The sequence below is a fragment of the Micromonospora sp. NPDC049359 genome (assembly GCF_044466585.1).
Classification (GTDB): domain Bacteria; phylum Actinomycetota; class Actinomycetes; order Mycobacteriales; family Micromonosporaceae; genus Micromonospora.
The window spans coordinates 201,036-213,670 of the sequence record NZ_JBITMW010000003.1; the positions used below are offsets into that span (position 1 = coordinate 201,036).

Annotated in this window: 9 protein-coding genes; 3 read left to right on the top strand and 6 right to left on the bottom strand. The window is 70.0% G+C overall.

Annotation, left to right across the window (positions count from 1 at the left end; all coding sequences use genetic code 11):
- Positions 1-98: 98 nt before the first annotated feature.
- Positions 99-830, top strand: coding sequence for a kinase (locus ACIBTX_RS09570; RefSeq protein WP_357128439.1), 732 nt, complete (start codon positions 99-101; stop codon positions 828-830).
- Between the two features lie 352 nt (positions 831-1,182).
- A complete protein-coding gene (locus tag ACIBTX_RS09575; RefSeq protein WP_357128442.1) occupies positions 1,183-4,257 on the top strand; it encodes a BTAD domain-containing putative transcriptional regulator in 3,075 nt (1,024 codons plus the stop codon).
- Between the two features lie 153 nt (positions 4,258-4,410).
- Here ACIBTX_RS09575 and ACIBTX_RS09580 read toward each other — a convergent pair whose 3' ends face one another.
- Genes ACIBTX_RS09580 through ACIBTX_RS09595 form a run of 4 tightly spaced genes read right to left on the bottom strand, consistent with a single transcriptional unit; the run spans position 4,411 to position 10,387 of the window.
- The gene (locus ACIBTX_RS09580; RefSeq protein WP_281593044.1) at positions 4,411-5,472 is read right to left on the bottom strand and encodes a GntG family PLP-dependent aldolase; all 1,062 of its coding nucleotides are present in this window, start codon (positions 5,470-5,472) and stop codon (positions 4,411-4,413) included.
- A complete protein-coding gene (locus ACIBTX_RS09585; protein ID WP_396832323.1) occupies positions 5,456-7,690 on the bottom strand; it encodes a pyridoxal-phosphate dependent enzyme in 2,235 nt (744 codons plus the stop codon). Before ACIBTX_RS09585 ends, ACIBTX_RS09580 begins: the two co-directional genes overlap by 17 nt.
- Positions 7,680-9,161, bottom strand: a complete 1,482-nt coding sequence (locus ACIBTX_RS09590; RefSeq protein WP_357128448.1) for a lyase family protein — start codon at positions 9,159-9,161, stop codon at positions 7,680-7,682. Before ACIBTX_RS09590 ends, ACIBTX_RS09585 begins: the two co-directional genes overlap by 11 nt.
- On the bottom strand, positions 9,158-10,387 hold the full coding sequence (locus ACIBTX_RS09595; RefSeq protein ID WP_281594089.1) for a Zn-dependent hydrolase: 1,230 nt from the start codon (positions 10,385-10,387) through the stop codon (positions 9,158-9,160). Before ACIBTX_RS09595 ends, ACIBTX_RS09590 begins: the two co-directional genes overlap by 4 nt.
- Positions 10,388-10,937: 550 nt before the next feature.
- Here ACIBTX_RS09595 and ACIBTX_RS09600 point away from each other — a divergent pair.
- Entirely contained in the window at positions 10,938-11,414 is a 477-nt protein-coding gene (locus tag ACIBTX_RS09600) for a hypothetical protein (protein WP_141714744.1), read from the top strand.
- Positions 11,415-11,483: 69 nt separating this feature from the next.
- Here the strand turns inward: ACIBTX_RS09600 and ACIBTX_RS09605 are convergent, their stop codons facing one another.
- Complete coding sequence (locus tag ACIBTX_RS09605) at positions 11,484-11,735, bottom strand: phosphopantetheine-binding protein (protein WP_091606476.1); 252 nt, start codon at positions 11,733-11,735, stop codon at positions 11,484-11,486.
- A 1-nt stretch (position 11,736) separates the two neighbouring features.
- Entirely contained in the window at positions 11,737-12,618 is an 882-nt protein-coding gene (locus ACIBTX_RS09610) for a 3-hydroxyacyl-CoA dehydrogenase family protein (RefSeq protein WP_091606472.1), read from the bottom strand.
- Between the last annotated feature and the right edge of the window lie 17 nt (positions 12,619-12,635).

A 12,635-nucleotide genomic window follows, 5' to 3' on the forward strand; every position in this document is an offset into this window, starting at 1 on the left:
CGCTGCCGATCAGGCGGGGATGTTCGGCGTACTTCGAGTTACACCCAGGCGCATCGAGGGTCGAAGTCGCACCACGGAGCAAGACGAAATCACGGGCAGTGGCCGAGGCCATGCTGCGCCGGTACGGCGTGTGGGGCGGTGGTCGGCTCACCCTCGACGGCGATCTCACCGAGGGCAAGGGCCAGGCGAGTTCCTCGGCCGATCTGGTGGCCACCGTGCGGGCGGTGAGCGAGGCGATCGGGGTGACGCTCACCCCGGCCGACATCGAGTCACTGCTGCGCCCGATCGAGCCCACCGACGGGGTGATGTATCCCGGTGTGGTGGCCTTCCTGCACCGGCAGGTCCGGCTGCAAGCGATGCTGGGTCATTTGCCGGCAACGACGATCGTGGGCGTGGACGAGGGTGGCCAGGTCGACACGGTCGACTTCAACCGCATTCCCAAACCGTTCGGCCGCGCCGAGCGGCGGGAGTACCGCAGCCTGCTCGATGAGATCACGGTGGCGATCGGCAAGGGGGATCTCGCGACGGTCGGCGCCGTGGCCACCCGGAGCGCGCTGCTCAACCAGCGGCTGCGTCCCAAGTCGATGCTCGGCGACCTGGTGGCCCTCTCGGCCGCGACGGGCGCCCTCGGGGTGGTCGCCGCGCACAGCGGAACGATCCTCGGCCTGTTGCTCGCCGACGACGACCCCGACTACCCGGACAAGCTCGCCCGGGTACGGTACGGCTGCCGCGCCCTGGCCGGCCGGGCCTGGGTCGACCGATCCATGCCGACGATGCCGCAGTCGACCGATCTTCCCACCGGGTCCCGCTCTGGGCCGGGAGCCCGTTGACGGTTCGCCGGTCGGTCCGCCGCCCGATGTCGTCCGGTCAGGTCGGTGATCGCTATGGGTCTACTCAGCCTCCCCGGTTTCTGGAAAGCGAATCTTCGGGTCGGCATACCGGCCGCTCAAAATACATAACGCCGCCGCGTAGTCAGGGCTCATATTCGGACCGAGAGTGATCGCTGGTCCTACACAGCGGATTGTTGAACGCTCGACGGCCCCGCTCCGAGCTGTTACGCTCACGATTCGGACAGTGATCAACGGCAATGCCCTTGCCCATCGCCAGGGGTGCGAGGGCGATTTCGCCGCGCGTCGCAAGGTGTAACAGACGGAGCCGAGACCACGGGGGACTGCGGCTGTGATGAACTTCGAGATCCTCGGCACGCTGGGGGTGAAAGGCCCGACAGGCACAGCCACCATCCGAGCGGCGCGGCAGCGCATCGTCCTGGTGATGCTGCTGCTCGAGGCGGGCCGGGTCGTCCCGGTCGACCGGCTGTCCACAGCCATCTGGGACGACGCCCCACCGCAGACCGCGCGAGGACAGATCCAGATCTGCGTCTCCGCGCTGCGGCGGGCGCTCGCCGACGTCGGCCTGCCGGACCGGCTGGAGACCTGCGCTCCGGGCTACCTGATCCACGCCGGGCCCGACGAGGTCGACCTGCTCGTCTTCGAGCGGCTCGTGGCAGAGGGCCGACAGAGCGCCGAGGAGCAGCGGCTCGATGAGGCGATCGGCCGCTACGAACGCGCGTTGAAGCTCTGGCGGGGCGACGCGCTGGCCGGGGTGGAGAGCCGGCTGGTGGCAGCTGCCGGCGCTCGCCTGGAAGAGATGCGGTTGCGGGCGGTCGAGGAGTTCATGGACCTGAGACTGCGCCAGAGCGGCCACCAGGAGATGATCGCCGAACTCGCCGACCTGGTGGCGTCCAACCCGCTGCGCGAACACCTGCGGGCGCAATTGATGCTCGCGCTGTTTCGCAGCGGTCGCCAGGGGGAGGCCCTGGCCTGCTACCGCGACGGTCGCCAGACACTCGTCGACGAGCTGGGCATCGAGCCGAGCGCCGAGCTGCGCGAGGTCGAACGTGCGGTCCTGGGCGGTGAAACCGACTATGAGCTGGATCCGAGGGCCGCGACCCAGCCTGCCGACGTCACGCCGGCCGACTACCGCCCGGCCCGGCTGCTCCCGCCCGACATCGGTGACTACACGGGCAACCGGCCGTTGCTCGACCGGCTCCAGGAGATAGTCACCGCGGAACCGGATGACGGGAACGCGGCGCCCCGGATCATCTCGGTCTCCGGCACCGGCGGTGTCGGCAAGTCCGCCCTGGCGATCCGGGTGGCACACGCGACGAAGGACTTCTTTCCCGACGGGCAGCTCTACGCCCGGCTCAACGGCAACAACACCCCGCTGGGCGCCGCCCAGGTCCTGGAGCGGTTCCTGCGTGCCCTCGGCGTACCGCACGTGATGATCCCCGGCGGCATCGAGGAGCGTGCCGAGACATTGCGAGCCCTGCTCTCCGGGCGGCGCGTGCTCATGGTTCTCGACGAGGTCGCGGACGAGGAGCAGGTCCGCATGCTGGTGCCCAACTCCGCCCCCAGCGTGGTCATCCTGACCAGCCGCCGCCGGCTCACCGCCTTGCCGGCGGCTCACCACGTGGAATGTCCCTTGCTCGAACCCAGCGACTCGGTCGAGTTGCTGGCACAGATCGCGGGGCCCGGTCGGATCTATGCCGAGCCGACCCAGGCGCTGCGACTGAGCAGTATGTGCGGCCACCTGCCGCTGGCGCTGCGCGCGGCAGGCGGGCGACTCCTCATCCGGCCCCACTGGACAGTGGCTCGGATGGCCGAGCGATTCGCCGACACGAGCCGGCGCCTCGACGAACTGTCGCATGGCGAACAGAGCCTCCGGGCCAACATCGCTCCCAGCTACGAGTGGCTCAGCGACCCGGCACGCCGACTGCTTCGGCTGCTCGGCGTGCTGGAGGCACGCGATTTCCCGGAATGGATCTGCGCACCCCTGCTCGGCTCGGACGACGACGCAGGTGCGGAGGCGCTCAGCGAGCTGGTGACGGCGCAGCTGCTGGAGGTCGAGACCCCGGTCGGCGGCCGAGCCCGGTTCCGGATGCACGGCCTGATCCGGATCTTCGCCGCAGAACGCCACGACGCGGAGGACCGAGCCGAGGATGGGGCCGAGGCGCTGCGCCGGGCTCTGGGCGCGTGGCTGTATGTCGCGGAAAAGGCCCACCGCAGCGAGTACGGAGGCGACCACACCGTCCTGCACAGTGACGCGGTTCGCTGGAAGGTCGATGAGACTCTCTGCGAAGAACTACTGGCCGACCCGCTCGAATGGTTCGCGGTCGAGAAGGATGCCCTGGTGGCGATGGTCGGTCAGGCCGCTGACCTCGGCGCCGACGACCTCTGCTGGGACCTCGCGGTGACGCTGGTGACCATTTTCGAGGTGCGGTCGGAATTCGTCGAGTGGCGGGCCACGCACGACAGCGCGCTCGCCGCGGTGCGGCGATCGGGCAACAAGTACGGCGAGGCCGCGGTCCTCTACTCCATGGGCGCCCTGGCTGCCGCGGAGTACCGCCTGGACGACGCGGCCCGGTTGTCCCGTGCCGCCGACGAGCTCTTCGTCGACCAACGGGTGCTGTACGGCCGGGCGCTCGTCCTGCGCAACCTGGCCTTCATCGATCGGGCGCAAGGCCGCCACGAGGAGGCCCGGCGCAAGTACGAGCAGGCGCGTGAGTGGTTCAGGTTCGCCGGTGACGTGATCGGGGAGGCCCACGTCTTGTCCGGGTTGGCCCAGCTGGCCGTCATCGCCCACGACCGGCGTGCTGCGCTCGGGCATCTCACCGAGGCGATCCGGCTCACCGAGGGACGGAGCCGCCGGATGGAGGCACAGTTGCGGTACCGCCTCGGCGAGGTGGCCCTGAAGGGTGACGACATCGGCACCGCGCTCGACTGCTTTCACGATGTCCTGGAGATCGTCGTCGAGTACGGCGACCGGATCGGCGAGGCCTACGCGCGCTACGGCCAGGGCCTGGCGCAGACCGCGGCCGGCGATGCGGATCGTGCCGTCGGCACGCTGCGCCAGGCGGGCAAGGTCGCCGCGGAGAGCGGCGACCGGATGGTGAGTGCCCGCATCCAGCTCGCCTGGGCAGAGGCCGAGTACGCGATCGGTTCGCGGGACATGGCCGCGCGCCTGGCCGGCGCCGCGCTGCAGAGCTTCCGTCAGTTGGGCGACCAGGTGTGGCAGGCCCGAGGTTTGCGCCTGCTCGGCGACACCATCGCGGACACCGCGACGGCGATGGCGGCCTGGCGGGAGGCGCTGACCATACTCGGTAAGGTCGATTCACAAGATGCCCGTGACCTCGCCGAGGAACTGGTACGCAGGCTCACCTCGGCCTCCTTGGCGTTCCAGGTCGGCGAGGCCTCCTGAGCGGTCCGGCGGGGCCGGGCAGATCTGCGGTCACCCCCAGTTGGTGTCAGTGCGGCCCGGGGCGGTGGCGTGGTGCGAGCGGGCCGGGGTGTTCGGGATCGAGTACATGGTCGTCACTCCTCGACGGGTGGGGCGGTGTGATCGCACGACTGTCTACCGTGGGCTCCCGGCGCCGTTCAGCCTCGGCTCGGAATGGGTGATCACCTTGGCGAGGCGGCTCACCGCCTCGTGCACGTCACCGGTGGTGACGCCGCAGTGGATGACCGCGCGGATCCGGCCGTGCCCGAAGGTGTTGACGGCGACGCCGGCACTGGCGGCCATCCGCACGACCTCTTCCGGGTCCCGTCCCGCGACCCGGAAAAGAATGCTGTTGGTCTGTGGTGGGTCCAGCGTGACACCCGGGATCGCGGCCAGCCCCTCGGCCATCAGCCGCGCGTGGGCGTGGTCCGTGCTCAGGCGCTCGGCCGCCTCGTCGATCGCCAGGATGCCGGCAGCGGCGATCACGCCCGCCTGTCGCATTCCGCCGCCGAGCATCTTGCGGATCCGGCGGACCCGCAGCAGCGTGGCCTCGTCGCCGGCCACCATTGAACCGATGGGTGCGGCGAGCCCCTTGGACAGGCAGAACTGCACCGTGTCGGCGTGCTGGGCCAGCTCGGCCGGCGGTACGCCGCGCGCCACCGCGGCATTGAAGATCCGGGCACCGTCCAGGTGCACCGCGACGCCGCGGGTCCGGGCCAGCGCGGCGACCTCGGCCGCGTACCCGTCCGGTAGCACCACCCCGCCGCAGCGATTCTGCGTGTTCTCCAGACAGATGACCGCCGCCGGGGCGAACTGTGGATCCTCGTCGTCCTCCGGGAACGCCGCGGCGATCGAGGCCAGTGGCAGAGTGCCGTCGGGAAGGTTGCGGATCGGCTCGTAGGAGATGCCACCGCATACCGTCGCGCCGGCCGCCTCGTACAGATAGATATCGGATTCCGACCCGACGATCGCCTTGGCCCCGCGCGGGGCGTGAGCCATCAGCGCAGCCAGATTGGCCATCGTCCCGCTCGGCATCAAACAGGCGGCTGCCTTGCCGAGGCGGTCGGCGGCCAGTCGCTCCAGTCGCAGCACGGTGGGGTCCTCGCCGTAGACGTCGTCACCGAGCGGGGCGGTGGCCATCGCCGAGCGCATCGCGGCAGAGGGCAGCGTGAAGGTGTCACTACGCAGTTCGATCATGGTTGACCTCGATTCGCAGATATCCGAGTGCGGCGTCCAGCGCCTCGCTGACCTCGTGGCCGGAGCTGCCCACCGCAATGACGTGCCCGAGCCGGTCATAGGCGTTACGCGGCGGACGAACGGCGGTCCCGGGTGCGGCCGTCACCGCCACGTCGACCACGCCCGGCGTCCGGCGGGCCGCAGTAGTGCCCTCGACGGCGGTGAGCCGGCCGGTGCGACCGGCGGTGAGGAACGCGATCCCGGCGGTGCGGTCCCGTGCCGGACTGAGCTGGACCGGGAGCCGGCACGCCGCGCGCAGGTGTTGCTCGACGATGTCCACCCCGGTGGCCAGCCGCACGAGCTCGGGGATCATGCCGCCGGCGGGGCGCGCGTTGATCTCGACGATGGACGGGCCTGCCGAGCCGAGCCGTACCTCGGTGTGCGTCGCGCCTTCCCGGATACCCGCCGCGGACAGGGCACGGGTGACCAAGGTCAGCACCTCGGCGTGCAGGGCCGGCGGAAGAGCCGCGGGGAAGACGTGCCGTGCCTCGACGAAGTGCGGCGGTGCGAGCGTGGACTTCGCCGTGACGCCGAGACAGGCGACCGTGGCGTCGTGGCTGAACATCTCCACCGACACCTCCGGCCCCGCCACGTACTCCTCGATCAGTGCCAGCCTGGCGGTCGCCTGGCCGCGCACGTTCGTGGTGACCGCCAGGATGCACTCGACCTGGTCCGCCGTCTCGGCGAGGTCGTGGCAGAGCCGGACGTTGTTCGAGCCGGAGTCGTCGATCGGCTTCACCACGCACGGCAGGCCGGTCACGGCGATCGCGGCCGGGATCTCGTCGGTGGCGGCGACCACGGCGTACCCGGGCTGGCGCACCTCGGCCGCGCTCAGCATCCGCCGTGTCGCCGCCTTGTCGCGGCACACGGCGATCGCCTCCGGCGGGTTGCCCGGCAGGTCGAACGAGGCGGTCAGCTCGCTGACCTGCGGCAGGTAGAAGTCGCTGGTGGTCGCGATGCCGGCGGGCGACGAGAGGTTCGCCTTGATCGTCCGGGCCAGCTCCGCAGTGTCGTCGGTGTCGCAGACCACGGTGCGGACGCGGACGTCGGGCAGCCCGCGGTAACGCTGGGGCGAGCTGGTGAACAACACCGGCTCCACGTCGAGGCGGGCGGCCGTCCGAATGGCCGTCATGCCGGTGCCCGTGGTGTTCGCCTCGATGAAGCCGAGCTGACGGCGGTGGTTCCGCCCGAGTTCGGCGAACGACCAGGCGGTCACCACGGTGCCGTACGGAACCTGCACCGGGTGGCTACGAGGCTGCGTCTCCGGCCGGTGCCGATAGACCGACTCCACGTACCGGTCGCCGCGGTCGGGGAAGATGCCCACCAGCGTCGTCCCTTCGGCGGCCTGCCGGGCCAGGTGGGTGAGGACCCGGTACACCGAGCCAGAAGTGTTGCCGGCGAAGATCTGCTGCTCCCGGGCCAGCGCCCGGGTCGCGGCGAACGCCTCGTCATCGGACAGCCAGTGCACCTCGTCGAGCACGGCGTAGTCGATGTTGTCCGGTTGCAGGCTGTTGCCCAGTCCGCTCTGCAGGCGCTCGGGACGGTCCGGTTGGGCGAACAGCATGCTGCCGACGGCGTCGACGCCGACGGAGGTCAGCTCCGGCCGGTCGGCGCGCAGCGCCGCCGTGGTCCCGCACAGCGAACCGCCGCTGCCCACCGCGCCGACGAGCACATCGAGGCCATCGATGTCCTCCAGGAGCTCGTCCGCCAGGGCGCGGTACGCCAGCGGGTTGTGCGGGTTGTGGTACTGCTGCGGCCAGAAGGCACCGGGCAGGTCGTCCATCAGGTGAGCGAGGCGTTCCAGCCGGGCACTCTGCCAGCCCGCTCCGGTCATCGCCTCGACGACGTGCACCGCGCAGCCCAGCGCCTCGAGCTTGGTCAGGGTGATCGGATCGATCCGGGGATCGGTGACGATGTGGACCGGATGACCGAGATGGTTGCCCACCAGCGCCAGCCCCAGCGCCATGGTGCCGGACGAGCTCTCCACGATCGGCGCGCCGTCGACCAGCGTGCCGGCCTCGCGTGCGCGCAGGACGACCTCCTTGGCCACCCGGTCCTTCATCGCCATCAGGTTCTGCATCTCGAGCTTGGCGTACGCCCGCACCCCGGGGGCTGCCGGAATCCGCAGCCGGACCAGCGGGGTATGTCCGATCGCCGCCGTCACCGAGTCAAACAACATGGTGTCCTCGCAGTTGGTCTTCCACGGCGTTCACCGCAGAGGTCGTCGCGGAGCGGCGGTGCCGTCCCCATGCCGCGTGCTCGTCGAGTTCGGCGCACTGGACGGCCAGGAGGCGACGTACCGCGTCCGGACCGGTTGATCCGTCGGACGTCCGTGACGCCAGGTCGGCGTCCACGTCGAACGCCTCGGTCAGCAGGTCCGTCGGCTCCGTCACCGGGTAGCCGGCGGCCAGCCTGCGCAACAGCGGCCCGTCGGGCTCGCCGGGGGAGCGGCCCGCGTCGACGGCCGCCGCGATGTACCGGCCGGCCACCACCTGCGCGTGCCGCCATGGCAGTCCCGCTCTCAGGGTGAGCAGATTGGCCAGCCGGAAGCCGCCGAGGTGGTCACCGGCGCACGCATCCCGCATCTGCTCGGGCCGGAAGCGGAGCTCGGCGAGCACGGTGCTGGTCAGCCGGAACACCGATCCAGCCTGGGCGAACAGCGCATTCAGGTGACTACCAGCCTCCTTGGAAACCTCGACCATGTTGGCGTACGGAGTCGCGCGCTGGACCATGGCCACATCGAGGTGCAGCGCCGTCAGGTGTGCGCTCCGGCCACGGATCCGTTCGAGCACCGGGAAGTTGCGCTTCTGCGGCATGGACGAGGATATGCCCACCATCGAGTCCGGAAGGTCCACCAGGCGGTAGGCGCCGCTGGCCCACGCCATCAGGTCGGTGGCGAAGCGGCTGAGGACCACCCCGTAGGCGGACAGATCCCCGCTTACACGCAGCGCCCACCCACGGGAGGCCACCGCCATCAGGGCGTGCCGGGTCGGCCGATCGAAACCCAGGAGCGTCGCCATGCGGGGCAGGTCCCAGTCCAGCTGTTGACCGGCCATCGCACCGGCGCCGAGCGGGCACTCGTCGACCGCGTCGTAGGTCGCACGCATCTGCCGGATGGTCCGCAGCGACTCCTCGACCAGGGCGGCAAGGTAGAAGCCGGGCGTGACGACCTGAGCGGCCTGCAGGTGTGTGTATCCGGGCATCGGCAGGTCGACGCCGGCCGCCGCGCGGTCGGCGGCGGCCCGAGCCAGACCGACCAGACTCTCAATGAGCGCGGCGAGTTGCGATCGGCCGTACAGCAGTTGGGCGCAGGCCTGGAGATCGTTGCGGCTGCGGTCGACGTGCCATGCGGCTGGCACAGGTTCCGGTCCGCCCTGGACGTACCGTTCGATGGCGAACGCGAGGTCGGACATGTTGCCCTCCGGATCGGCGGTGATCTGTTCCGGGGTCAGCTCGTTCAGCCGAGAGACCAGCGCGGCCGACTGGGTGTCGTCGATCAACCCCATTCGCCGGTACTCCAGCAACAGGACCTTTTCGATCAGCACGTACCAGGGCAGGAGCGTGCGGGCTTCCTTCTCGAACTGCGGGCGCAGGATCTCTTCGTGCAGGACGTCGGCCGGGGGAGCGTCGACACGCCCGGTGAACCTCACCGGTCCGCCCCCTCCAACAGGCGACGCACCGTGGTCAGGAGTACGTCCGCCCCGGCCAGCAGATGTTCCGGCTCGGTGTGCTCACGGGGGGAGTGGCTGATCCCGTCCCGACTGGGTACGAAGATCATTCCGACCGGGCCCGCCGCAGCGACGATCTGCGCGTCGTGACCGGCGCCGCTGTGCATCGTCAGCACGGGAAGTCCGTGCTCGGCCGCGGCGTCGGTGATCGCGGCGCTGAGCCGGTGGTCGGTGCGGACGGGAGCGGCGCGCATGCGGACGTCCACCCGCGCGTCGATGCCGGGTCCCAGCGCGGCCACCGCCGCCAGGACGGCGCGTTCGGCGTTCGCCAGCCGATCGAGTGAGCCGTCCCGGATCTCCACGGTCAAGGTGACGGCGCCCGGGATCACGTTGGTCACGTTCGGCCGGACATCGAAACGGCCCACCGTCGAGACGGCGCAGAGCCGGCGCACCCGGGCGATGTCCTCGATGGCGAGCGTCAGGCGGGCACCGGCTACGAGCGCGTCGTGCCGATCGTCCATCGGGGTGGTTCCGGCATGATTCTGCTCGCCGGTGACCGTGATCTCGAAGATGTGGCGCCCGGTGATCGCCTCGACCAATCCGAGCGGGACACCGGCCCGTTGCAGCACCGGGCCCTGTTCGATGTGCAGCTCGAGGAAGCCGCCGAGCCGGCCGGCCGGCCACACGGCCGAGGACAGGGCGTCGATATCGCCCCCGGCAGCCCGCAAGGCGTCGCGCAGGGGAAGCCCGGCGCTGTCCACCAGACGCTCGGCATGTTCGATGGGACCGACCATCGCCTTCGATCCGAAGAAGGGGTACCCGAACTCGGCGCCCTCCTCGTTGGCGAAGGCGACCGCCACCGGCTCGTACGCAAAGGAGCCGTCTCGTTCGTCCAGCCGTGCCAAGGTTTCCAGGGCGGCCACGACGCCGTATGCCCCGTCGAGCCGGCCGCCGTGCACCACGCTGTCGAGATGCGATCCGAACAGCAGGACCGGCCGGTCCCGGTCCGCCTCCCGGCGTCCGATGAAGAGGTTCCCGGCCGCGTCGACGGTGGCGCGCAACCGGAGCATCCGCGAGCGCTCGCAGAGGTATCGCCGGGCGGCGTGATCCGCCTCGCTGAAGCCGGTCCGAGACACTCCGCCCAGCTCGTCCGCGCCGAATCGGGCCAGCTCCGCCAGGTGGGACAGGAACCGCCGACGGTCGATCATGGAAGCCGTCTGGTTGAGTTTCAGCACCGTGCACCTCCAGCCGCCTGGACTCCCTCGACCGCGGTCAGCGCGGAGGTGGTGTCGGGGCCGGCCAGGTGCGCGGACCACGCCACGAGATCCGTCAGCCCGGACCTGCCGCCACAGGTGATGCGGTGACCGCGTCCACCCGACCGGCGCCCGAATCGGTCGGCGGCGGCGGGCGCGCTGCGGTCCTGACTGCTGTTCGCGCCGCCGAGTACGCAGACCGACAACGGCGTTGGTGCTGCTGCCGCCATAGTGAACATGTCTATCCGCCGCCCTCTCGACAAGCCGGTTCACACCAGCCGGTGGGTGGTGCAGCACCGATACTCACTGCCGGGCCTATCGGCGTGCTGTCGGCTCGTGCCGTCATGAGGACGCGATCGCAGGCCGACGGTCGACCGAGGCGGAAGCCCGGCGAAAGCCATGGTTCGTACAACAGTCGTGACGGTCGTGGTGTCGGTGGGACGGCTTCAGCAGCGACCGCCGGCCACCGCGTCGGACCGCATCGCCGAGGGGGAGTGACCACCGTATGCGCTATCTGGAGCCGCCGGAGGTCGATCTATTCCTGCAGGATCTGCGGGACGGGCCGTCGCGGCGGTTCCGCCGGGTCGTCGTCCGCTATGCGTCCGACGGGATAAGTGTCGACAGTCTGGCGGCGGCCCAACAGCGATTGATCGACGACGTACCCGAACTGGCCGATCGGGTCCGTCGTGACCAGGGTGGCTGGCGCTACGAGCCGTGCCCCGTAGCGCCGGAGGTCTATGTGGAGACCCATCAGATCGACATCGAGGACGAGGCCGCCCGCACGCGGCTGAACCTCGAGCGTGACCGCCCGCTGGATCCGGTGATGGGCCCGCTCATCCGGATCAGTGTGCTGCGTTACCGCTCCGGTGACGCGCACCTGCTGCTGGCGCTGCACGAACTGGCCGCCCGGATGCGCTCGTCCAGGGCGGTGATGCGGTCGTTACTGGCAGTCGCCACCCCGGTTTCCCCGCCGGCTGGGTGACCTCACCGCCACAGACCAACTGGCCGGCTGCCCACGGGCAGCCGGCCAGTTCGTCGTGCGGGACGAGGGCTACAGCGGGGCGACCAGCCGATCACCGGCGTGGTCGACCACGAACTGGTCGATCGCGGCGATGGACCGGAAGTTGCGGATGTCGAGGTCGTCCCCGGCCACCGTGATGCCGAACGTCTGCTCCACGAACATGATGACCTGCACGGCGAAGAGGGAGTTCACGTAACCGTTGGCGAAGATGTCCTCGTCGTCGGCGATGCCGTCGGCCTGCCGCCGGACGAACGCACGGATCGTGTCCAGGTGGTTCTGCATGTCAGTTCCTTTCCGGAACGGTTGTGGGGTCCGTGGTGCGGTAGTCGAAGAGGCCCTGCCCGGTCTTGCGGCCCAGGTGACCGGCGTCGACGAGCTTCCGCAGCAGCAGGCTCGGGCGGTACTTGGGTTCGTTGAAGTTCTCCAGGAGGACGTCGAGCGAATAGAGCACGGTGTCCAGGCCGATGAGGTCGGCGGTGGCCAGTGGTCCCATGCGGTGCCCGAAGCACTGGACGAAGAGCCGGTCGATCTCGGCCGCCGGTGCCACGCCCTCCTGCAACAGGCAGATGGCCTCGTTGACCATCAGCATCATGGCGCGATTCGTGACGAAGCCGGGCGAGTCCTCGACCACCGCAGTGTCCTTGCCGAGCCGGGAGATCAGGTCACGGGTGAAGGCGATGGTCTCGGGCGAGGTGTGGAAACCGCGGATGACCTCGACCAGCGGCTTGAGCGGCACCGGATTCATGAAGTGGGTGCCGACGACCCGGTCGGCCCGCTCGGTCAGCCCGGCGATGCGGGTGATCGGGATCGCGGACGTGTTGACCCCGAAGACCGCGGCGGGCTTGCACATCTCGTCCAGCTCTCGGTACACCCGCTGCTTGAGCGAAAAGTTCTCGGTGATGTTCTCGACCACGAAGTCGGCGTCGGCCACGTCAGCGAGCTCGGTGCTGAACGTGATCGCCGCCAGCGTTGCGCCCGGTGTGCTCTCCGGCGTACCACCGACCATGCCGAAGAGCCGCACGTTACGCGCTATCTCTTCGGCCGCTCGGTCGAGAGCGGGTTTGCCGATGTCCACCAGGGTCACGTGGTGGCCGCCGGCGGCGAAGGCGTGCGAGACGCCGATCCCCATGGTTCCCGCCCCGATGACGGCGATGTTCTCTCGCACGGGTAATCCCCTGTCAG

Bases quoted from the DNA above. Each gene is read 5' to 3' on its own strand.
- ACIBTX_RS09595 (WP_281594089.1), bottom strand. From the start codon at position 10,387: ATGATCGACCGTCGGCGGTTCCTGTCCCACCTGGCGGAGCTGGCCCGA.
- ACIBTX_RS09605 (WP_091606476.1), bottom strand. From the start codon at position 11,735: ATGCAGAACCACCTGGACACGATCCGTGCGTTCGTCCGGCGGCAGGCC.
- ACIBTX_RS09575 (WP_357128442.1), top strand. From the start codon at position 1,183: ATGAACTTCGAGATCCTCGGCACGCTGGGGGTGAAAGGCCCGACAGGC.
- ACIBTX_RS09585 (WP_396832323.1), bottom strand. From the start codon at position 7,690: ATGTTGTTTGACTCGGTGACGGCGGCGATCGGACATACCCCGCTGGTC.
- ACIBTX_RS09580 (WP_281593044.1), bottom strand. From the start codon at position 5,472: ATGATCGAACTGCGTAGTGACACCTTCACGCTGCCCTCTGCCGCGATG.
- ACIBTX_RS09600 (WP_141714744.1), top strand. From the start codon at position 10,938: ATGCGCTATCTGGAGCCGCCGGAGGTCGATCTATTCCTGCAGGATCTG.